Annotated in this window: 23 protein-coding genes; 6 read left to right on the top strand and 17 right to left on the bottom strand. The window is 63.8% G+C overall.

What is annotated here, in order from left to right:
• Nucleotide 1: 1 nt before the first annotated feature.
• The 12 genes from AAFG13_RS30785 to urtA all read right to left on the bottom strand — a co-directional run bounded on the left by AAFG13_RS30785 (nt 2) and on the right by urtA (nt 10,310).
• Nucleotides 2–301 (bottom strand): putative quinol monooxygenase, encoded by a 300-nt coding sequence (locus AAFG13_RS30785; protein WP_092118991.1) that lies wholly within the window; start codon nt 299–301, stop codon nt 2–4.
• Nucleotides 302–326: 25 nt separating this feature from the next.
• Nucleotides 327–626, bottom strand: coding sequence for a putative quinol monooxygenase (locus AAFG13_RS30780; protein ID WP_024581875.1), 300 nt, complete (start codon nt 624–626; stop codon nt 327–329).
• Between the two features lie 111 nt (nt 627–737).
• On the bottom strand, nt 738–2,453 hold the full coding sequence (ureC, locus tag AAFG13_RS30775; protein ID WP_229168779.1) for an urease subunit alpha: 1,716 nt from the start codon (nt 2,451–2,453) through the stop codon (nt 738–740).
• A 1-nt stretch (nt 2,454) separates the two neighbouring features.
• Nucleotides 2,455–3,009 (bottom strand): HD domain-containing protein, encoded by a 555-nt coding sequence (locus AAFG13_RS30770; protein WP_212314228.1) that lies wholly within the window; start codon nt 3,007–3,009, stop codon nt 2,455–2,457.
• Nucleotides 3,010–3,014: 5 nt separating this feature from the next.
• Nucleotides 3,015–3,320 (bottom strand): urease subunit beta, encoded by a 306-nt coding sequence (locus AAFG13_RS30765; protein ID WP_038387566.1) that lies wholly within the window; start codon nt 3,318–3,320, stop codon nt 3,015–3,017.
• Between the two features lie 9 nt (nt 3,321–3,329).
• Nucleotides 3,330–3,632, bottom strand: coding sequence for an urease subunit gamma (locus AAFG13_RS30760; RefSeq protein WP_063695274.1), 303 nt, complete (start codon nt 3,630–3,632; stop codon nt 3,330–3,332).
• A gap of 28 nt (nt 3,633–3,660) precedes the next feature.
• Nucleotides 3,661–4,593 (bottom strand): urease accessory protein UreD, encoded by a 933-nt coding sequence (locus AAFG13_RS30755; RefSeq protein ID WP_342709136.1) that lies wholly within the window; start codon nt 4,591–4,593, stop codon nt 3,661–3,663.
• A gap of 51 nt (nt 4,594–4,644) precedes the next feature.
• Nucleotides 4,645–5,340 (bottom strand): urea ABC transporter ATP-binding subunit UrtE, encoded by a 696-nt coding sequence (gene urtE, locus AAFG13_RS30750; protein ID WP_212314243.1) that lies wholly within the window; start codon nt 5,338–5,340, stop codon nt 4,645–4,647.
• A 3-nt stretch (nt 5,341–5,343) separates the two neighbouring features.
• Nucleotides 5,344–6,105 (bottom strand): urea ABC transporter ATP-binding protein UrtD, encoded by a 762-nt coding sequence (gene urtD, locus AAFG13_RS30745; RefSeq protein ID WP_050405363.1) that lies wholly within the window; start codon nt 6,103–6,105, stop codon nt 5,344–5,346.
• 4 nt (nt 6,106–6,109) lie between these two features.
• Nucleotides 6,110–7,279 carry an urea ABC transporter permease subunit UrtC gene (gene urtC / locus AAFG13_RS30740; protein ID WP_092119003.1) on the bottom strand — a complete coding sequence of 390 codons (1,170 nt, stop codon included), beginning with the start codon at nt 7,277–7,279 and terminating at the stop codon, nt 6,110–6,112.
• On the bottom strand, nt 7,276–8,886 hold the full coding sequence (urtB, locus tag AAFG13_RS30735) for an urea ABC transporter permease subunit UrtB (protein ID WP_312011540.1): 1,611 nt from the start codon (nt 8,884–8,886) through the stop codon (nt 7,276–7,278). The genes urtC and urtB overlap by 4 nt, the downstream gene beginning before the upstream one ends.
• A gap of 95 nt (nt 8,887–8,981) precedes the next feature.
• Nucleotides 8,982–10,310, bottom strand: a complete 1,329-nt coding sequence (gene urtA, locus AAFG13_RS30730) for an urea ABC transporter substrate-binding protein (protein WP_342709135.1) — start codon at nt 10,308–10,310, stop codon at nt 8,982–8,984.
• Nucleotides 10,311–10,842: 532 nt separating this feature from the next.
• Here urtA and AAFG13_RS30725 point away from each other — a divergent pair.
• The 3 genes from AAFG13_RS30725 (at nt 10,843) to AAFG13_RS30715 (ending at nt 13,060) form a co-directional block, all read left to right on the top strand.
• Nucleotides 10,843–12,261: a DEAD/DEAH box helicase gene (locus AAFG13_RS30725; RefSeq protein ID WP_342709134.1), complete on the top strand. Its 1,419-nt coding sequence runs from the start codon at nt 10,843–10,845 to the stop codon at nt 12,259–12,261.
• A 24-nt stretch (nt 12,262–12,285) separates the two neighbouring features.
• Nucleotides 12,286–12,579, top strand: coding sequence for a translation initiation factor IF-1 (gene infA, locus AAFG13_RS30720; RefSeq protein ID WP_016842649.1), 294 nt, complete (start codon nt 12,286–12,288; stop codon nt 12,577–12,579).
• A gap of 268 nt (nt 12,580–12,847) precedes the next feature.
• Nucleotides 12,848–13,060 (top strand): cold-shock protein, encoded by a 213-nt coding sequence (locus tag AAFG13_RS30715; RefSeq protein WP_016842648.1) that lies wholly within the window; start codon nt 12,848–12,850, stop codon nt 13,058–13,060.
• 156 nt (nt 13,061–13,216) lie between these two features.
• Here AAFG13_RS30715 and AAFG13_RS30710 read toward each other — a convergent pair whose 3' ends face one another.
• The 5 genes from AAFG13_RS30710 to AAFG13_RS30690 all read right to left on the bottom strand — a co-directional run bounded on the left by AAFG13_RS30710 (nt 13,217) and on the right by AAFG13_RS30690 (nt 17,639).
• Nucleotides 13,217–13,864: a TadE/TadG family type IV pilus assembly protein gene (locus AAFG13_RS30710; protein WP_312011541.1), complete on the bottom strand. Its 648-nt coding sequence runs from the start codon at nt 13,862–13,864 to the stop codon at nt 13,217–13,219.
• Nucleotides 13,855–14,412, bottom strand: coding sequence for a TadE/TadG family type IV pilus assembly protein (locus AAFG13_RS30705; protein WP_212314248.1), 558 nt, complete (start codon nt 14,410–14,412; stop codon nt 13,855–13,857). The genes AAFG13_RS30710 and AAFG13_RS30705 overlap by 10 nt, the downstream gene beginning before the upstream one ends.
• Before the next feature lie 167 nt (nt 14,413–14,579).
• Entirely contained in the window at nt 14,580–15,086 is a 507-nt protein-coding gene (locus AAFG13_RS30700; protein ID WP_212314249.1) for a pilus assembly protein N-terminal domain-containing protein, read from the bottom strand.
• A gap of 252 nt (nt 15,087–15,338) precedes the next feature.
• On the bottom strand, nt 15,339–16,784 hold the full coding sequence (locus AAFG13_RS30695) for a hypothetical protein (RefSeq protein ID WP_342709133.1): 1,446 nt from the start codon (nt 16,782–16,784) through the stop codon (nt 15,339–15,341).
• A 24-nt stretch (nt 16,785–16,808) separates the two neighbouring features.
• A complete protein-coding gene (locus AAFG13_RS30690) occupies nt 16,809–17,639 on the bottom strand; it encodes a sterol desaturase family protein (RefSeq protein ID WP_212314251.1) in 831 nt (276 codons plus the stop codon).
• Nucleotides 17,640–17,917: 278 nt separating this feature from the next.
• Between AAFG13_RS30690 and AAFG13_RS30685 the strand changes: the two genes are divergently transcribed.
• The 3 genes from AAFG13_RS30685 to cpaB all read left to right on the top strand — a co-directional run bounded on the left by AAFG13_RS30685 (nt 17,918) and on the right by cpaB (nt 19,700).
• Nucleotides 17,918–18,082: a Flp family type IVb pilin gene (locus AAFG13_RS30685; RefSeq protein ID WP_173643703.1), complete on the top strand. Its 165-nt coding sequence runs from the start codon at nt 17,918–17,920 to the stop codon at nt 18,080–18,082.
• A 171-nt stretch (nt 18,083–18,253) separates the two neighbouring features.
• Entirely contained in the window at nt 18,254–18,778 is a 525-nt protein-coding gene (locus AAFG13_RS30680; protein WP_092119029.1) for a prepilin peptidase, read from the top strand.
• A gap of 127 nt (nt 18,779–18,905) precedes the next feature.
• Nucleotides 18,906–19,700 carry a Flp pilus assembly protein CpaB gene (cpaB, locus tag AAFG13_RS30675; protein WP_212314252.1) on the top strand — a complete coding sequence of 265 codons (795 nt, stop codon included), beginning with the start codon at nt 18,906–18,908 and terminating at the stop codon, nt 19,698–19,700.
• Nucleotides 19,701–19,711 lie beyond the last annotated feature (11 nt).

Genomic DNA, 19,711 nt, shown 5'->3' with positions numbered 1-19,711 from the left:
CTCAGAGCTTCTGAACCTTGGCGTCGCTGATGATCTCGATCACCGTCGGGCCCGTCTTCATTTCGGCGGAATATTCGCGCCACACCTTCATGTGCGGCGCCTTGCTGTGCGCGGTCAGGTCGTCGCGGGTTTCCCAGCGCTCGACCACCACATACAGATTGGGATCATTGACGCTGACATGGCCCTCGTAGGAGAGGCAGCCCTTCTCCTTGTGGGTCTCGGCGATGCACGCCTTGTGTCCCCTGATGAAGTCGTCCTTGTTCTCGGGCTTCATCGGCGTGGTGGCGATGACATAGATCATGGTGTTTCTCCCGTTCTTGTTCTTGTTAGCGGACGTCGACCTTCTCGGGCGTGATCACCTCGATCTTCGGCGGCGCGGCCATGCACTTCACCGCAACGCGGCCGAACGTCTTCATGTGCTCGGCGGTGCGATGCGGCACCAGCGCCTCGGCGTTCTCCCACTGCTCGACGAACACCATCTTGCTGTGGTCGGTGACGCTCTCGTGCAAGTCGTAGGCGATGTTGCCGGGCTCCTTGCGGGTTTCCTTGATGCAGGCCGTCGCCGCAGCGATGAATTCGGCGCGGGTCTCGGGCTTGATGGTCAGTGTGGCAACGACGTAAATCACGGAAATTCCTCCCGGTTTTCTGTTCTGGCTTGGGTCTTGTCTTGACGCGTTTTCTTTCCGCGAACCGGAAATCCACTTCGCTCGAAAACGCTCCAGTTACCGGGAGTGGTTTTAGAACATAAAGTAGCGCTGTGCCATGGGCAGCACCTCGGCCGGCGCGCAGGTCAGGAGTTCGCCGTCTGCACGTACCTCATAGGTCTCCGGATCGACCTCGATCTTCGGGGTCGCATCGTTGTGGATCATGCTCTTCTTGGAGATCTTTCCGCGGGTGTTCTGCACCGCGTAGAGCTTCTTGCCGATCCCGAGCTTGCGGGCGAGACCGCCGGTGACCGCAGCCTTCGAGGTGAACACGACCGAGGACGCGGTCAGCGCCTTGCCAAAGGCGGCGAACATCGGCCGGTAATGCACCGGCTGCGGCGTCGGGATCGATGCGTTGGGATCGCCCATCGGCGCCGCCACGATCGAGCCGCCCTTGATGATGCAGTCCGGCTTGACGCCGAAGAACGCCGGCGACCACAGCACCAGATCGGCCATCTTGCCCTTCTCCACCGAACCGATCAGCTTCGACACGCCATGCGCGATCGCCGGGTTGATGGTGTATTTGGCGATGTAGCGCCTGACGCGGAAATTGTCGTTGTCGTTGCCCTTGTCCTGCGGCAGCGCTCCGCGCTGCTTCTTCATCTTGTCGGCGGTCTGCCAGGTGCGGATGATCACCTCGCCAAGCCGGCCCATCGCCTGCGAGTCCGACGACATCATCGAGAGCGCGCCGAGATCGTGCAGGATGTCCTCGGCCGCGATGGTCTCCTTGCGGATGCGGCTTTCGGCAAAGGCTAAGTCCTCGGCGATCGACGGATCGAGGTGATGGCACACCATCAGCATGTCCAAATGCTCGTCGATGGTGTTGCGCGTGAACGGCCGGGTCGGATTGGTCGAGGACGGCAGCACGTTCTTCAGACCGGCGATCTTGATAATGTCGGGGGCGTGGCCGCCGCCGGCGCCCTCGGTGTGGAAGGCATGGATGGTGCGGCCCTTGAACGCCTTGACCGTGTCTTCGACGAAGCCGGATTCGTTCAGCGTGTCCGAATGCAGCATCACCTGGACGTCGTAATCGTCAGCCACTGAGAGGCAGGTGTCGATCGCCGACGGCGTGGTGCCCCAGTCCTCGTGCAGCTTCAGCGCGCAGGCGCCGCCCTTGATCATTTCGACCAGCGCCGCCGGGCGCGAGGCGTTGCCCTTGCCGGAAATACCGAGGTTCACCGGAAAGGCGTCGAACGACTGGATCATCCGCCCCATGTGCCACGGGCCGGGCGTGCAGGTGGTCGCGAAGGTGCCGTGCGACGGGCCGGTGCCGCCGCCTAACATCGAGGTGACGCCACTCATCAGCGCGTGCTCGATCTGCTGCGGGCAGATGAAGTGGATGTGGCTGTCGAATCCGCCCGCGGTGAGGATCTTGCCCTCGCCCGCGATCACGTCGGTGCCGGGCCCGATGATGATGGTCACATTGGGCTGGATGTCCGGATTGCCGGCCTTGCCGATCGCGGCGATCATGCCCTCCTTGATCGCGACGTCGGCCTTCACGATGCCCCAGTGATCGACGATCAGCGCATTGGTGATGACGGTGTCGGCCGCGCCCTGCGCGTTGGTCACCTGCGACTGCCCCATGCCGTCGCGGATCACCTTGCCGCCGCCGAACTTCACCTCCTCGCCATAGGTGGTGAGGTCCTTCTCGACCTCGATGATCAAATCGGTGTCGGCCAGCCGCACCTTGTCGCCGGTGGTCGGCCCGAACATGTCGGCATAGACGGAACGCTTGATCTTCACGGACATATCAGCCCCCAGTTTCAGCCAGCGCGGCCTTGGCGCGCGCAATGGTGTCGTCGAAAATGCGGTCGAGCCGCGGATTGATCCCCCGGCAACCGGCAACGACCTTGTCGGCCCAGGCCGCATAGTCGGCGAGATCGTCGCGCTCGTCGTTGTTTGGATGCGGCACGATCCGCGCGCCGATATTGCTGACCTTGTCGGCGGTCTTGATCAGCTTTGCGCCGGGCGACTTGTGCGAAGCGTCCTCGATCTGCTTTTGCCGGCGCACGGCCTTTGGCAGGCTCATGTCGTCGGTGCATTCGACCACCAGCGCGGCAACGCGTTCGCTGAATTTCTCCGCGAGTTCCTCGCGCGTGGTCTCGGTGTCCTCGATGGTGTCGTGCAGCCAGCCGGCCGCCACCAGCTCGGCATCGGCACCATCGGTCACCTGCGCCAGCAGGTTCGCGACCTCGGCCAGATGATTGATGTACGGCTCGTTCCCCCGCCCCTTGCGCGCCATGCCGTTGTGACGGTGCGCAGCAAGCTCGGCAGCTTCGGAGACCATGCGTAGCGCGGGAAGCATCGGGCCTACAACTTCCCCTTCACCTCGGCTCGAAAACCGTAGATCACGCGCTTGCCGGCGAGTGCCACAAGGTGGACGTCGCGGGTCTGGCCGGGTTCGAAGCGGACGGCGGTGCCGGCGGCGATGTCGAGGCGCATGCCGCGGGCTTTCTTACGGTCGAATTTCAGCGCCGGGTTGGTCTCGAAGAAATGATAGTGCGAGCCGACCTGGATCGGGCGGTCGCCGGTGTTGGCGACCGACAGCGTCACGGTCTTGCGGCCGGCATTGAGCTCGATCTCGCCGTCCTTGATGAAGAGTTCGCCGGGGATCATGTCGCGCTCCTATCGGATCGGTTCGTGCACGGTGACGAGCTTGGTGCCGTCGGGAAATGTCGCTTCGACCTGGATGTCGTGGATCATCTCCGGGATGCCATCCATCACCTGCGCGCGGGTCAGGACCTTCGCGCCGGCCTGCATCAGCTCGGCGACGGTGCGGCCGTCGCGCGCGCCCTCGACGATATAATCGGTGATCAGCGCCACCGCTTCGGGATGGTTCAGCTTGACGCCACGCTCAAGCCGGCGGCGCGCCACCATGGCCGCCATCGAAACCAGGAGCTTGTCCTTTTCGCGGGGAGACAGATTCATGCGAGCACTCTGATCGTTCTTGAAAGGTCTAGTTGAGCCACAGCCGCGGCAGCGGGACTAAGGAGGCGCGGCCGAGCACCGTCATCATGTCGGCGCGCAACCGGGCTGCATCTTGGGCACAGAAGCGCGCCATTGCAAAGCCATTCCAGGCGGAGATGCCGACCTCGGCGCCGAAGCTGTCAGACGCCGCACGGATGCGCTCGACCAGCGCCTCGTCGCCCGGCACGATCAGCGCGGTGCCGATCGCGCAGCCGCCCTGCGCGATCGCGGGCCTTGCGAGCTTCTCGCCGATCTCGCCGTCGAGGCGGATGGTCTCGGCAAACACCAGCCGGCCGCCGCGCCGCATCCGCCAGCGGTCGACGAACTCGCCGTGGCGCATGGTCTCGCCCATCGCGGCACGGCCGAACACCACGATCTCGCACAGCAAAAGCGAGGCGCCCTCGGCCAGATCGATGTCGAAGCCGCGATGAATACGGGCGCGGTCGAACAGGATGGTCTCCTGCGGCAGCCAGGAGAGATGCGCGCCATCAGCGACCTTCAGCGCGATATCGAGCCGCGCCACCGCTGGGCATGGTGCGATCCGGTCGGATCGCTCCATGCCCTCATTTTGTTTGGACGCGTTTTCTTCACGCGAACCGGTACCCACTTCGCTCGAAAACGCTAACGGTGCACGATAGACCTTTTCGGCGGCCGCCGTGGTCAGGGTCAGGCGAGCGCCCTCGCCGGCTGCGATTGCAATCTCGAAGCGGTCGCCGCCGGCAATGCCGCCGGCGGTGTTGACGAACATCGCCGACAGGCCGTCGTCCTCCGGCGACGGGAAACGCACGCGCAGCGAACCTGACTCATGGAGATCACCGCGGCGGGTGGTGCCATCCTTACGATGCACGCCGAACCTGACCGCGCCCTGGGCGCGGTTTGCCGCAAACGTTGCCGCTGCCGCGCCTGCGATCCCGGTCCGCATTCCCCCGACGCTCCCTTGACTCACGCCGCGCGCGGCGGCGTCACACCATCTTCACAGCGCCATCTGGCGGCTGATCTCGGCGGGATCGAGGCTTGCGCGATCGCAGGCATACTTTACCGCACCCCGGTCCATCACGGCAAAACTGTCGCCGAGTTCGCAGGCAAAGTCGAGATATTGTTCGACCAGCACGATTGCGATGTTGCCGAGGTTGCGCAGATAGGAAATCGCGCGGCCGATGTCCTTGATGATCGAGGGCTGGATGCCTTCAGTCGGCTCGTCGAGCAGCAGGAGCTTTGGCCGCATCACCAGCGCGCGGCCGATCGCGAGCTGCTGCTGCTGGCCGCCGGAGAGGTCGCCGCCGCGGCGGCCCAGCATGGTCTGCAGCACCGGGAAGAGCGAGAACACGTCGTCGGGGATGTTGCGGTCCTCGCGCTTCAGCGGGCCGAATCCGGTCTTGAGGTTTTCCTCCACCGTCAGCAACGGGAAGATCTCGCGGCCCTGCGGCACGAAGCCGATGCCGCACCGCGCCCGCTCATAGGGCTTTAACGCGGTGATGTCCTTGCCGTCGAAATTGATCGCACCGGAGGCGATCGGATACTGGCCAACCATGGCGCGCAGCAGCGAGGTCTTGCCGACGCCGTTGCGGCCGAGCACGCAGGTGACCTTGCCCGGCTCGGCGGTCAGCGACACGCCGCGCAGCGCCTGCGCCGCGCCGTAATAGAGGTTGATGTTGTCGATCTTCAGCATCGCCTAGCGCCCCAGATACACTTCGACCACCCGCTCGTTCGACGACACCTGGTCGATCGAACCTTCGGCGAGCACCGTGCCTTCGTGCAGGCAGGTCACCTTGACGCCGAGCTCGCGCACGAAGGTCATGTCGTGCTCGACCACCATGATGGTGTGGTTCTTGTTGATCTCTTTGAGTAGCTCCGCAGTCAGATGGGTCTCGACATCGGTCATGCCGGCGACCGGCTCGTCGACCAGCAGCACCTTGGGGTCCTGCGCCAGCAGCATGCCGATCTCGAGCCACTGCTTCTGGCCGTGCGACAGGCTGCCGGCGAGGCGGTTGCGCGCATCGGTCAGGCGGATGGTCTCCAGCACCTTGTCGATGCGCTCGGACTCCGCCTTGCTGCCGCGCCAGAACAGCGTGCCGCGCACAGAATGATCGACATTGAGCGCGAGCAGCAAATTGTCCTGCACAGTTTGGCTCTCGAACACCGTCGGCTTCTGGAATTTGCGGCCGATGCCGAGCTCGGCGATGCGGGTCTCGTCGAGCCGGGTCAGGTCGACGGTGCCGTCGAACAACACGGTGCCCTCGTCCGGCTTGGTCTTGCCGGTGATGATGTCCATCATCGTGGTCTTGCCGGCGCCGTTCGGGCCGATGATCGCGCGCATCTCGCCGGGCGCGAGCGTCAGCGACAGATTGTTGATGGCGTGAAAACCGTCGAACGAGACGTGCACGCCGTCGAGATAGAGCATGGCCGAAGTGGCGCGGGTATCCATGACGTTCATCTGCCTACTCCGCCAGGTTCGGTGCGCCGACGCCGTCTTCGCGCGCGGCGCTTTCCTTGTCGGCCGCAAGGGCCGCGCTGCGCCGCGTCTCCCACCAGCTATTGAAGGTGCCGACGATGCCCTTGGGCAACAGCAGCGTGACCAGGATGAACAGCGCGCCCAGCATGAACAGCCAGTACGGCGCCAGCGGCCCGGAGGTGAAGAACGTCTTGGCGTAGTTGACCACGACGGCGCCGAGCGCGGCGCCGATCAGCGTGCCGCGACCGCCGACCGCGACCCAGATCACCGCCTCGATCGAATTGCCGGGCGCGAACTCGCTCGGATTGATGATACCGACCTGCGGCACGTAGAGCGCTCCGGCGACGCCGGCCATGCAGGCCGACAGCGTGAACACGAACAGCTTGTAGGATTCGACGCGATAACCGAGGAAGCGGGTCCGGCTTTCGGCATCGCGCACCGCGATCAGGACCTTGCCGAGCTTCGAGGTCACGATTGCGCGGCAGATCAGGAAGGCGATGATCAGCGCCAAACAGCTCAGCAGGAACAGCGCGGCACGGGTCCCTTCGGCCTGCACGTTGAAGCCGAGGATGTCCTTGAAGTCGGTCAGACCGTTGTTGCCGCCGAAGCCGAAATCGTTACGGAAGAACGCCAGCAGCAGCGCATAGGTCATCGCCTGCGTGATGATCGACAGATAGACGCCGGTGACGCGCGAGCGGAAGGCGAGCCAGCCGAAACAGAAGGCAAGCAGGCCCGGCACCAGCAGCACCATCAACGCAGCGACCCAGAACTTGTCGAAGCCGTACCAGTACCAGGGCAGCTTGTCCCAGTTCAGGAACACCATGAAGTCGGGCAGAATCGGGTTGCCGTAGACGCCGCGGCTGCCGATCTGCCGCATCAGGTACATGCCCATCGCGTAGCCGCCGAGCGCGAAGAACGCACCGTGGCCGAGCGAAAGGATGCCGCAATAGCCCCAGATCAGATCGATCGAGAGCGCGAGGATGGCGTAGCAGACATATTTGCCCCACAGCGCCACCAGATAGGTCGGTACCTGGAACATCGAGCCCTGCGGCAGCAGCAGGTTCGACAGCGGGATCAACACGCCGACCGCGGCGACGAGCAGGACGAACGCGGTCGCGGCGCGGTCGAGCGAGCGGGTCAGGATATGCGGCGTCATGCTTCCACCGCCCGGCCCTTGAGCGCGAACAGGCCGCGCGGCCGCTTCTGGATGAACAGGATGATCAGCACCAGGATCGCGATCTTGCCGAGCACCGCACCTGCCACCGGCTCCAGGAACTTGTTGGCGATGCCGAGCGTGAAGGCGCCGACCAGCGTGCCCCAGAGATTGCCGACGCCGCCGAACACCACGACCATGAATGAGTCGATGATGTAGCTCTGGCCGAGATTCGGACTGACATTGTCGATCTGCGACAGCGCCACGCCGGCAATGCCGGCGATCCCCGAGCCGAGGCCGAAGGTCAGCGCGTCAACGCGCGAGGTGGCGATCCCCATCGAGGCCGCCATGCGGCGGTTCTGCGTCACCGCACGCATCTCGAGGCCGAGCGCGGTGTAGCGCAGCATCGCGAGCAGGATGGCGAACACCGCGAGCGTGAAGCAGAGGATCCAGAGCCGGTTATAGGTGATGGTGATCTGGCCGAGCTCGAAGGCGCCACTCATCCAGGAGGGGTTGCCGACCTCGCGGTTGGTCGGGCCGAACGCGGTGCGCACCGCCTGCTGCAGCACCAGCGACAGGCCCCAGGTCGCGAGCAACGTCTCCAGCGGACGGCCGTACAGGAAGCGGATGATGGTGCGCTCGATCACGACGCCGATCAAGCCCGCGACCAGGAAGGCGAGCGGCACTGCGATCAGCAGCGAATAGTCGAACAGCGCGGGATAGCGGGTGCGGATCACCTCCTGCACCACGAAGGTGGTGTAGGCGCCAAGCATCACCATCTCGCCATGCGCCATGTTGATCACGCCCATCACGCCGAAGGTGATGGCAAGCCCGATCGCGGCGAGCAGCAGCACCGAGCCGAGCGACAGGCCGTACCAGGCATTCTGCACCATCGACCACATCGCAAGATTGCTCTGGATCGAGGTGACCGCGGCAGCCGCCGCCTTGGTGACCGGCGGCGGCTGGTCGCCGAGCCCGGTGAGCAGCGCCAGCGCTTCCTGGTCGCCGCGCGCCTTGACCACGGCGACGGCGTCGAGCTTGTCGTTGTCGGACGCATCCGGCTTGAACAGGATGACGGCAGCCCGCGCCTCGGCGAAAGCCTGCTTGATCGACTTGACGCTCTCCTTGGCGAGCGCGCCCTCCACCGTCGGCAGCAGGTTCTCCTCGTGACTCTTGAACACCGACTGCGCAGCCGCCAGCCGCTTGGCCGGATCCGGCGACAGCAGCGTCAGGCCGCCGAGCGCGGCCTCCACGGTGCGGCGCAGGCGGTTGTTGAGGCGAACCGCGGCGGCGCTGTCGGGCAGCTTGTCGACGGCCGCGCCGGTCGCGGCGTCGACGATCTTGCCGTCGGCCTGCGTGATGAAGACCTTCTTGCTGTCGGGATCGGCCGACAGCCGGCCGTCCTGCAACGCTGCGATGATGGGCGAAGCCAGCGCATTGCCCGATGCGGCGATCTCGCCGATCGCAGCCTCGGTGTCGGAGAACTCGTCATTGGCGAATTTGGCGACCGAATCCTCGAACGGGCCGGCCAGCGCCGGCACAGCAAGGCAGCTCAGCAGCAGGATCGAGAGAAACAAAGTGCGAAAGCGATCAATACAATTGGCAAACACGTCAGTACCCCGGCAGGAGTGGAGGAGAAGGCGGCGAACAATGCCGCCTTCTCCGGTTTTGGAAGGTTGTGTTGTGTCGTTGTCGAGTCAGGTGCTCAGGAGCCCTGGCCGCCGCACTTGTTGGTCTTGGTGTTGTAGTTGCCGCACTTCTTGCCGACCCAATCGCCGATCAGGTCCTTGGAGCCCTCGAGCTCCTTCGACCAGGCATCGCCGGCCACCAGGCCCGGGGTCTTCCAGACCACGTCGAACTGGCCGTTGCCCTTGATCTCGCCGATGAACACCGGCTTGGTGATGTGGTGGTTCGGCAGCATCTTCGAGGTGCCGCCGGTCAGGTTCGGCGCCTCGGTGCCGGGAAGCGCGTCGATCACCTTGTCCGGATCGGTCGACTTCACCTTCTCGACCGCCTTCACCCACATGTTGAAGCCGATGTAGTGCGCTTCCATCGGATCGTTGGTCACGCGCTTCGGATTCTTGGTGTAGGCCTGCCACTCCTTGATGAACTTCTCGTTCGCCGGGGTCTTGATCGACTCGAAGTAGTTCCAGGCGGCGAGATGGCCGAGCAGCGGCTTGGTGTCGATGCCGGCCAGCTCTTCTTCGCCGACCGAGAACGCGACCACCGGAATGTCGGTCGCCTTGATGCCCTGGTTGCCGAGCTCCTTGTAGAACGGAACGTTGGCGTCGCCGTTGATGGTGGAGACCACGGCGGTCTTCTTGCCGGCCGAGCCGAACTTCTTGATGTCGGCCACGATCGTCTGCCAGTCGGAGTGACCGAACGGCGTGTAGTTGATCATGATGTCGTCCTGGGCGACGCCCTTCGACTTCAGATAGGCTTCCAGGATCTTGTTGGTGGTGCGCGGATAGACGTAGTCGGTGCCGGCCAGCACCCAGCGCTTCACCTTTTCTTCCTTCATCAGATAGTCGACGGCGGGGATCGCCTGCTGGTTCGGCGCAGCACCCGTGTAGAACACGTTGCGCTCGGACTCTTCGCCTTCATACTGCACCGGGTAGAACAGGATGTTGTTGAGCTCCTTGAACACCGGCAGCACGGACTTGCGCGACACCGAGGTCCAGCAGCCGAACACGACCGCAACCTTGTCCTTGGTGATCAGTTCGCGGGCCTTTTCGGCAAACAGCGGCCAGTTCGATGCGGGGTCGACCACGACGGCCTCGAGCTTCTTGCCGAGTACGCCGCCCTTCTTGTTCTGCTCGTCGATCAGGAAAAGGATCGTGTCCTTCAGCGTGGTTTCGCTGATGGCCATGGTGCCCGACAGCGAGTGAAGAATACCAATCTTGATGGTGTCGTCGGCCGCTTGGGCGGGCGCGAACGGCGAGGACGCAGCCAGACCCAAAACCAGGCCGGCGATCGCCGCGAGCGCGCGGCGGCGGGTCATCGTCGTTATTTTGTGAGTAAGCTGAGTAAGCATGAAATGTCGTCTCCCTGACGCAGGCGTGGAACGCTTGCGAACGGCCGCTTGGCCGCCTGCGGTTAAGGGAATCGCAAGAACTGTGCCACGGTGTGTGGACACCGTAAGCCGATGAACCAACTGGATAATTTCATGAGTTCCGGGCGAATACGGAAACCGATTGCCCAATCATTGAGCCGTCAACTTGACTGCCGGAAGAGCAATCAGGTTATTTTGTAGGCAAAATTGCCTTCTTGGCTAAATTTCCGGCACCGATTTGTGACAGTTTGCGCGATGGTTCGGCGCATTCGGCGTACCAATCCCGACGATATCATCTTGAAACCGCCCAGTTCCTGGTCCATATCCTCGCCATGCCCGCGACATCGCGGTGCCTTCGCGAGCTGCGTGTTCAAGCCGCCCCAAGCGGCTTCTGGCTCGCCTTTCAGCTAACCCAGCTTGACGCCCCAGACACGCGGGTGTCCCCGAATGCCTTCATGCGATTCCGGCCGATACTGGCCGGGACGATGAAGGCTTTTATGGAAAGAACCACCTTTTGACCTCCTTTCAGGATTTCGGCCTCGCCGATCCCATCGCCCGCGCGCTTCGAGAAGAAAACTATCTCACGCCAACCCCCATCCAAGCCCAGACCATCCCGCTCGCACTCGCCGGCCGCGACGTCGTCGGCATCGCCCAGACCGGAACCGGCAAGACCGCGTCCTTCGCGCTGCCGATCCTGCACCGGCTGCTCGAGAACCGCATCCGCCCGCAGCCCAAGAGCTGCCGCGTGCTGGTGCTCTCGCCGACCCGCGAACTGTCCGGGCAGATCCTCGACAGCTTCAACACCTATGGCCGCCACGTCCGGCTGTCCTCGACCCTCGCCATCGGCGGCGTGCCGATGGGCCGCCAGGTCCGTTCCCTGATGCAGGGCGTCGAGGTGCTGGTCGCCACCCCCGGCCGTCTGCTCGACCTCGTGCAGAGCAACGGGCTGAAGCTCAACCAGGTCGAGTTCCTGGTGCTCGATGAAGCCGACCGCATGCTCGACATGGGCTTCATCAACGACATCCGCAAAATCGTCGCCAAGTTGCCGATCCGGCGGCAGACTCTGTTCTTCTCGGCCACCATGCCCAAGGACATCGCCGAGCTCGCCGAGGCGATGCTGCGCGACCCCGCCCGCGTGGCGGTGACGCCGGTGGCCTCGACGGTGGATCGCATCGCCCAGCGGGCGATCCAGGTCGATTTCGCGGCCAAGCCGACGGTTCTCGCCCAGCTCCTGAAGCAGGAGCAGGTCAATCGTGCCCTGGTGTTTACCCGCACCAAGCACGGCGCCGACAAGGTGGTGAAGAGCCTTGCCAAGGCCGGCATCGAGGCCAATGCGATCCACGGCAACAAGTCGCAGAACCACCGCGAGCGCACGCTGGCGGCATTCCGCTCCGGCGAGATCCGCACGCTGGTGGCGACCGACATCGCCGCCCGCGGCATCGACGTCGACGGCGTCAGCCATGTCGTGAACTTTGACCTGCCCAACATCCCGGAAACCTACGTCCACCGCATCGGCCGCACCGCGCGGGCCGGCGCCGACGGCATCGCGATCTCGCTGGTCGCCGGTGCCGAGGAGATGGGCTATCTGCGCGATATCGAGCGGCTGATCCGGATTACCGTGCCGCGGGAAGACCGCCGTACGCAGGGCAGCCGCGAGGCCGCCGCGCCGGCGCAGGCCCCCCACCCGCATCGGGGCGGCCGCTCTGCGCCGCGCGCGCATAATGTCCGTGGGAATGAGCCCGCTCCGAGTGCAAAAGGGCCTCGCCGCCGCCGCCGCGGAGGTGGTAATAATGGCGCGCCGCAGACGAGCCGGGGCGAGTCGCCGCGTCCGTCGCAGGCCGGCAGCAGCGAAGGCATTCAGGGCGTCGCCTTCTTGCATCGCGAGAGCCGGCCGAATCCGCAACCCAACCGCAACAACCGACCGAAGCACTAGCCGTCGCTCGATCTGGAGAACCATATGGCTAAGGAAGAGCTGATCCAGTTCGAAGGACTGGTGACCGAAATCCTCCCCGACGCTCGCTACCGGGTGCAACTCGATGCCGGACACGAGATCGTCGCCTACACCGCCGGCAAGATGAAGAAAAACCGCATCAAGACGCTGGCCGGCGACCGCGTCACGATCGAAATGTCGCCCTACGATCTCGAAAAGGGTCGCCTGATTTTCCGGCACAAGGACGAACGCCCGAGTGGCGCACCCGGCGGTCCGCCGCGGGGCGGCGCGCAGCGCGGCGGTCAGTTCCGCCGCCGATAACAGGCGCACTGCAACTGTTGCGCGCATGACGTCCTGATGTCCTGCGCAACAATTGGCCGGCGGCTCCGCCGGCCAAAAAATCGCGCACGTCAGGATTGTTTTGAGCCCTTCTATCGAATAATATCCTACCCATCGATTTTCGGCCGGACGACATTAGCCAATACCGGTACAGCCGGTTCAGACGCTGACGACCCTTCCAAAAATTCGATCTCACCACCCCGCCGACAAGCGGGTCTTGAACTTGTATATCTGAGAAGGGACTACCCACGTGAGCATGGGAACCGTGAAGTGGTTTAACGCGACCAAGGGCTACGGCTTCATCCAGCCGGATGAAGGCGGGAACGACGTGTTCGTGCACATCAGTGCAGTCGAGCGCGCCGGCCTTGGCACTCTGCGTGAAGGCCAGAAGATCTCCTACGAGATCGTTGCTGACCGCCGTTCCGGCAAATCCTCGGCCGACAATCTGCGCGCCGCTGGATAAGCCGATTTCCGGGAGCGCGAAGCTCCGGGAAATTGCCGTCATAGCATCAAGGGCCGCACCTCCGGGTGCGGCCCTTTTTGTCTGGATCGCGTCTATGGCAGCGCTGCGTCGAGCATTTTCTTCACGCGAAGCGGTAGCCACTTCGCCCGAAGCGCTCTAGTAAGTCGAGCAGGTCGTCGGCATGGTGGCGGAGGTCGGGGCATAGAACACGCAAACCGACTGCCGCGGCCGCGTGAAGGCAACGTCGGCGAGATTGATGCCGGTCTTGGCCATCACATAGCCGATCGTCGGAACGTATTTGTAGCTCACTTCGCTGAAGATCAGATAGGTGCCTGCAACCAGCAGCGCCGACGGAACGACGCTTGTCACGATGTCACCTTGGCTGCGCGTCGAGGCCGTCAGCGTCGCCTGCGTGGCACCCGCACTCATCACCCCCGCCTTGCTCCACTGTATGTGCGCGATGTTGGAGTTATCGACGTAGATTTCCGACAGCGTGACCTTGGTCGGTGACGGATCGTAGGGCGTCATGATGCCGACGCTGGCGCTGAAGAAATTTTGCAGGTCGGTATCCACCACCTGCGTCGCCTGCGAGGTGAGATCTGACGCGGCGCGCGCCATCAGCGTTACCTTGCGGTCGACCGCGACACCGGATGAAAATTCAACGGTGCCGAAGAACATCACCAGCATCAGCGGCATGACGAAAGCGAACTCGACGGCGGCGAGGCCCCGGCGGTCACGCGCGAGAGCAGCAACTGAGCGCAGCAAGGCCGCAGACAGGGTTTTCACGACCTTGCTCATGAGCATGTGGTCCCTGCGGTTCCGGATGGCTCGTTCTTGAATGTCGCGGTCGCGATCAGGAGCCGTTTGCCACCGGGGAGATTCGAGGCGTTGAAGCCGAGCTGGGTGACAAACAGCTGCCATTGATAGAACAGCCGGACCACCACGACGTCGCCGTCCTTGCCGGGACACCATTTCACCTGGGTAGGATCGGAGATCGGCGTGATGTTGACGCTGCTGAAGCCTGTCGCAGACGGATAGCTGCGGACGTCGACATAGATGCCGTTGTTGCAGTCGAACAGCGCATTGGTGACCCGGCCACAGACGTAGGCCTTGAACTGCGCCTGGGTATAGCTCGCGCCCTGGGCCTGGCCGGTCATGATGAAGCGGGACGAATCCTGCGTCGCCGTCTCAAGCACCTGGCTGGCAAAGAAGATCAGTGCCACTTCGATGATCGCAAAAAGCAACGCGAAAAACAGCGGCGCGACCAACGCGAATTCGACCGCGGTCACACCACGGCGGTTTCGGCGAAAGCGACGGAGGAGGCGCGCAAAAGAATGAGCGGGCAGCGGCATCAACGACCCCGGATCAACATGGTGGCAACAACTACCGAAGAGTCATTGTCGAAGTATTTCGCCGGATCGAGACCGAGCGACCCGATCCGTTAGGCCTTGATTAAGCATGTCGGGCGAACCGCCTGCGGCCAAGGCCCCGGCGTGTGAAGCGCCCGAGCGGACGCACGTCAGTTCTGCGGCTTCGCGCCGCCGCCCGAGCCGGAGGCCTGATTGTTGAGCGTACCGGCCTGTTCCATCGTCGTCTTGAAATAGGCGTCGCCGTCGCCGAGGGTGATGCGGCGCTGACAAACCGGCATGCAGCTATAGGTCTCGCGATCGATGCCGCGATAGACGGTGACCAGCTGGTCGGACGGACCTTCGACCTGGATCTGGCGATCCACCAGCACCTGGCCGGAGCGGTCGAGTGCGATGAAATTGGTCGCGCCATAACCCTTGCCGGTGACCACGACAACCCCGCCATTCTGCAGGGTGACGTCGGCGATCAGGGGATTACCGACCACGATCGTGGCGATGCCGCCGGGCAGCCTGACGAGCTTGGCCTGATCGACGTTGACCGCGATCCGATCGGGATCCGGCGCTGCCGTTGCGAGTGCGGGCCCCAGCAGCATGGCTGCGGCCATCGAGATGAAACCAATGCGCGTGACGGCGCGAATACGCTGGGACTGAAACGACATACTCTACCCCGGGACGTTAACTGGCCGGCAAAGACGATACGCTGCGGACCGGCGCCCGACGCTGGCAAATCTGACGGCAATTCATTTAGGAAGAGCAAAGATCGACCGCCGAATTGCGCGGATGTCACGACTTCCCGAGCAGATCGGCCAACCGTCCGCTACCTCGCGGAGGACTATCCGGTCGCCGATCCCCTCGTCCCGCCATTGGGTGGGAAGCGGTGCGCTGAGGCAAGCTTAAGAGCCGCGGCGGCTTCAACTGGCGGCGCGGACGTGAACGACCACGTGCTCATCGGCGTAGAGGCGCTGCCATCCTCCGATGTGATCCAGCAATTTGGACGCCGGCGTGGTCGGATCGAGCATCACCGCATCGATGTCATGGGTCGCGAGCAGATTGAGGAAACCGTTGACGTCCTTGAGCTGGAGCGCGCGGGCCAGGCTCATGCCGAACGCCTCGCCGTAGAGCTCGGCGCGCCCGTCAATGAACACCGGCATCTGACGCCAGATCAGGTAGCCGCCGAACTGCAGATCGTTGAGCACGCGCTTGACGTTGTGCGCCTTCATCGCGTCGACGGCGGCAGCCGGCGAATAGATCGGCGGTGGCGATATCACCTGGCGCGCGGCAACGACTGCGGTCCACGCGCAAAGCCCGACGATAAGGATTGCGGCCGGAGCAACTCTCGGGCGGACGGCGCTGGCGGCACGCAGCCTGAACTGGGTGGCGACCGGCGTCAGCACGGCCAGCGGCAGCAGCAGGGCGAGCAGCTCGAGATTTCTGACATGGGACAGCGCCATATGCAGCAAGCCCAGCACCAGGATGATTCGCGGCAGCGGCAACCTCGCCCCGCAATAGAGCGCAGCGCCGAGCAGGCCGAGGATCGATAGTCCAAACGGGTCGATCTCGCCGAACGTCACCGGCCTCCACTCCGCGATGAGATGCAACAATTCACCGAGGCCGAGAATCCTGAGCGAGGCGAGGATCGAGCCCCAGCCATAAGGGGTCACGCAGCACGCAGCCAGTGCGCCGATGCCGAACGCCCCCCAGCGCAGCGCCAGCGCCGACCTTTGAGCCGGCAAGGCATTCCACATCGCATCGAGCGCAAATGCGCCGGCCAGCACCAAACCAAACAGGAAGCCGCCGTGCAGATTGGCCCACAGCGCGATCAGCGGCAGCAGCCAGAACGAGGGCGCCTCGCGGCGTTCGCTGGCGGTCATCAGGCCGTTCGCCCAGACGATCATGATGGGCATCGCCAGCACATGCGGACGGGCCAGCAGGTGCCCGCAGGTCAGAACCAGCGCCGCAAGGGCGATCAGGCTCGCGTAGATCGTCGGCAACGCGCGGCTGAGGATGGCGGTGAGCAGCGCGAAGCTGGCAGCGGCGCAGACGGCCGCCAGCGCCGCCGGACCGGTCCACCCGGCGAGGTCATAGGTCTTCGCGAACAGAACCTGCGCCAGCCAGGACGACGACACCCACGGCTCACCGGCCTTGGTGAACGAGTAGATGTCGACAGACGGCAGCGTGCGATGGTCGAGGATCCAGCGGCCGACGGCAATCTGCCAGTAGGTGTCGGAATCGGCGAGCAGCCTGTCGCCGACGAACAGCAGCAGCGCATAGACGCCGCACGCCATCCAGAACCAGGCTGGAAGCTCGGCGAACACGGAGGTTTTCGCGCGCGGGAAGGTCGCGGTCTCAGCGCTCATGATCGCACCGGCCGGCTGGCGGCGTCATTGCCGGAACGGATAGGCCAACTGTCCGCCGATCTCGGACGGCACGCCCTGCTCGGCATCGACACCGTAATCTTCCGGAAGCTTGCCTTCGGGCATCCGGAACGTTCCGAACAGAATATCCCAGAGCGGAAACGTGCCCGCGAAATTGGTGTCGCCGCCGTCCTCGAGCCCGGTGTGATGCCAGCGGTGAAACACCGGCGTCGCGATCACGTATTTGAACGGGCCGAGCGTCCAGTTAAGGTTGGCGTGCACGAATGCCGAATGGAAAGTGGTGACCGGGCCGACCCACAGCATGATGTTCGGCGAGATGCCCGCCATCAGCAGGATCACATCGACAGTGATCGTGCCGATCAGAAGATTGACCGGATGGAAGCGTGCCGCCGAGATCCATTCAAGGTCCTCGGAAGAGTGATGAATGGCGTGGTACTTCCAGAAGCCGCCGCCATGGAACATCCGGTGCAGCCAGTACAGCATGAAATCGGAGGCGACGAGGAAGATAATGGACTGCAGCCAGAGCGGAAGCTGCGCCAGAGGGCCATGTCCGTTCTCGTAGAACGCGATCAGATCGTCGGCGTCGTGAACGTTGAACACCACGGCTGCGCCCACCACCAGGAGACCGATCCGCAGCACGCGGGCGAACACCGGCACGAAGAACCAGTAGCAGATGTCGGTGACCAGCTCACGCTTCTGCCACCACGGCTTGCCGGGATTGCAGGCCCAGAAATGAGTGAGCACCGTGAAGAACAGCGCCAGCGCGATCGTGATCGGCACCACCTTCATCATCGTCTGGCCGATCATCTCGATGACTTCAAAGGGAAGGCTGGGCATGACGGCCTCATCTGACGGAAGCCCCATGGGTATAGATGTGCGCTTAAGGAGCCGTGAACAGGTGCCGATAGCGGGCCCCGGCAACAATCTGCAATCTTAGCGGACCGCTTAATTCCAAATTTACTGTGCGCAACAACTGCGGGTTCCCGCTGTGTTTATACGATCAAATTAACTGCGCCGAAATTGTCGAACCGTAGGGTGCCGCAATGGTCACGGTGCTGAGAACGCCGACGAGACCAAACCTAGTTCGACCAGCCACGTGTACACAGGAGCTATTTATGAAGAACCTCGTCTCGCGCTTCGTGAAGGATGAATCGGGCGCGACCGCCATCGAATACGGCCTGATCGCCACCGGTATCGCCATCGCGATCATCGCTGCCGTCAACGGCGTCGGCACCAAGCTCTCGGGCACCTTCAACACGGTCGCCAGCTCGCTGAAGTAATCCGGTTCCCAGGAACTCGCATCAAAGGTCCCGGCACCCCCGGGACCTTTGCTATTTGGCGGACCGGCCGTCGGCGCCTTGATGGCGACCACGGCCGACCTTTCCCGATTGTTCACCATTGGCCGCTAGCGTCGGGTCTCGACCGCAGCTCCAGCTTGACGGCATGAATCCATGATCCTCGACATCGCACGCTTGATGCTGTTTCCGGCCCTGATGGCCTTTGCGGCGGCGAGCGATCTCCTGACCATGACGATCCCGAACCGGATCTCGCTGGCGCTGGCGGCCGGCTTCTTCGTCCTGGCGCCGCTGACCGGGATGGGCGTGCACGAGATCCTCAACCATGCCGGCGCGGGCGCGCTGGTTCTGGTGGTGGCATTCGGCATGTTTGCGATGGGCTGGGTCGGTGGCGGAGACGCCAAGGTCGCGGCCGCGGCCGGCCTGTGGTTCGGGTTCGAGCATCTGCTCCCCTATCTGGTCTTCGCGTCGCTGTTCGGCGGCGCGCTGACGGTGCTGCTGCTGCAGCTCCGGCAATGGCCGTTGCCCTATGCGCTCGCGAACCAGGCCTGGCTCAGCCGGCTGCACGACAAGCAGACCGGAATTCCCTACGGCATCGCACTCGCCCTCGGCGCCCTGCTGATCTATCCCGAGACGGACTGGATCAAGACGATCGATCTCGCGCACTTCGCCATGCGCTGAGAAAGCAGCGGTAACCGCCCGTTAAGGCGATTTAGATACGCCTCATTAACCATGCTTTGACGAATAGCTGGTCAACTCCCATCACGGCGGCGGCAGCGTCGCGGCGTCATGTGGAAAGTGAAGCGTAATGGATAAGGCCCGCATTCTGGTCCTGGCAATCGCAGGCTGCGCCGGCCTTGCGGCGCTCTATTTGGCGAGCGGAAGCGACGACAAGCCGGCGCCGGCTCCGCCGGTCGCGCAGCTGCCCACCGTCGACATCCTGGTCGCGAAAACCGACATCGGCCTCGGCCAGGCCGTGAAGCCCGAAGATTTGCAATGGCAGACCTGGCCGGCGGCAACCGCCAGCGCCAGCTTCATGCGCAGGGACAGCAACGCCGAAGCGATCAAGGACGTGACCGGTTCGATCGCGCGCGCCCCGTTCATCCAGGGCGAACCGATTCGCGAGCAGAAGCTCGTCAAGGCCGACGGCAGCGGCTTCATGGCCGCGATCCTGCCGACCGGCATGCGGGCGGTATCGACCGAAATCTCGCCCGAGACCGGCGCCGGCGGCTTCATCCTGCCGAACGACCGGGTCGACGTCCTGCTGTCGAAGCGGGACAAGAATCCGGACCGCAGCGGCGCCGACATCGTCAACTCCGAGGTGATCCTGACCAACGTCCGCGTGCTCGCGATCGACCAGGCGCCGAAGGAAAAGGACGGCACCAACGCACTGATCGGCAAGACGGTGACGCTGGAGCTGAAGCCCGAACAGACCGAGACGCTGGCGCGCGCGCGCCAGAGCGGCGTCCTGTCGCTGGCGCTGCGCAGCATCGCCGACAACAACGCGCCCGAAACCAAGACCGACGACAACCGGCAGAGGCGCGGTGACACGATCAACGTCATCCGCTTTGGCGTTGCCAACCAGGCGACGATGCAGAAGTGACCATGAGGACA

This window comes from Bradyrhizobium sp. B124, assembly GCF_038967635.1.
GTDB lineage: Bacteria > Pseudomonadota > Alphaproteobacteria > Rhizobiales > Xanthobacteraceae > Bradyrhizobium.
Note: the sequence above shows the minus strand (reverse complement) of the source record. Positions and strands in the feature narration are given on the sequence as shown.

What these genes read in the sequence shown, in the direction of transcription:
- AAFG13_RS30785 (WP_092118991.1), bottom strand. Translation starts at nt 301, where the DNA reads ATGATCTATGTCATCGCCACCACGCCGATGAAGCCCGAGAACAAGGAC.
- ureC (WP_229168779.1), bottom strand. Translation starts at nt 2,453, where the DNA reads ATGTCCGTGAAGATCAAGCGTTCCGTCTATGCCGACATGTTCGGGCCG.
- AAFG13_RS30770 (WP_212314228.1), bottom strand. Translation starts at nt 3,009, where the DNA reads ATGCTTCCCGCGCTACGCATGGTCTCCGAAGCTGCCGAGCTTGCTGCG.
- AAFG13_RS30765 (WP_038387566.1), bottom strand. Translation starts at nt 3,320, where the DNA reads ATGATCCCCGGCGAACTCTTCATCAAGGACGGCGAGATCGAGCTCAAT.
- AAFG13_RS30760 (WP_063695274.1), bottom strand. Translation starts at nt 3,632, where the DNA reads ATGAATCTGTCTCCCCGCGAAAAGGACAAGCTCCTGGTTTCGATGGCG.
- AAFG13_RS30755 (WP_342709136.1), bottom strand. Translation starts at nt 4,593, where the DNA reads ATGCGGACCGGGATCGCAGGCGCGGCAGCGGCAACGTTTGCGGCAAAC.
- urtE (WP_212314243.1), bottom strand. Translation starts at nt 5,340, where the DNA reads ATGCTGAAGATCGACAACATCAACCTCTATTACGGCGCGGCGCAGGCG.
- urtD (WP_050405363.1), bottom strand. Translation starts at nt 6,105, where the DNA reads ATGAACGTCATGGATACCCGCGCCACTTCGGCCATGCTCTATCTCGAC.
- urtC (WP_092119003.1), bottom strand. Translation starts at nt 7,279, where the DNA reads ATGACGCCGCATATCCTGACCCGCTCGCTCGACCGCGCCGCGACCGCG.
- urtA (WP_342709135.1), bottom strand. Translation starts at nt 10,310, where the DNA reads ATGCTTACTCAGCTTACTCACAAAATAACGACGATGACCCGCCGCCGC.
- infA (WP_016842649.1), top strand. Translation starts at nt 12,286, where the DNA reads ATGGCTAAGGAAGAGCTGATCCAGTTCGAAGGACTGGTGACCGAAATC.
- AAFG13_RS30710 (WP_312011541.1), bottom strand. Translation starts at nt 13,864, where the DNA reads ATGCTCATGAGCAAGGTCGTGAAAACCCTGTCTGCGGCCTTGCTGCGC.
- AAFG13_RS30705 (WP_212314248.1), bottom strand. Translation starts at nt 14,412, where the DNA reads ATGCCGCTGCCCGCTCATTCTTTTGCGCGCCTCCTCCGTCGCTTTCGC.
- AAFG13_RS30700 (WP_212314249.1), bottom strand. Translation starts at nt 15,086, where the DNA reads ATGTCGTTTCAGTCCCAGCGTATTCGCGCCGTCACGCGCATTGGTTTC.
- AAFG13_RS30695 (WP_342709133.1), bottom strand. Translation starts at nt 16,784, where the DNA reads ATGAGCGCTGAGACCGCGACCTTCCCGCGCGCGAAAACCTCCGTGTTC.
- AAFG13_RS30690 (WP_212314251.1), bottom strand. Translation starts at nt 17,639, where the DNA reads ATGCCCAGCCTTCCCTTTGAAGTCATCGAGATGATCGGCCAGACGATG.
- AAFG13_RS30685 (WP_173643703.1), top strand. Translation starts at nt 17,918, where the DNA reads ATGAAGAACCTCGTCTCGCGCTTCGTGAAGGATGAATCGGGCGCGACC.
- AAFG13_RS30680 (WP_092119029.1), top strand. Translation starts at nt 18,254, where the DNA reads ATGATCCTCGACATCGCACGCTTGATGCTGTTTCCGGCCCTGATGGCC.
- cpaB (WP_212314252.1), top strand. Translation starts at nt 18,906, where the DNA reads ATGGATAAGGCCCGCATTCTGGTCCTGGCAATCGCAGGCTGCGCCGGC.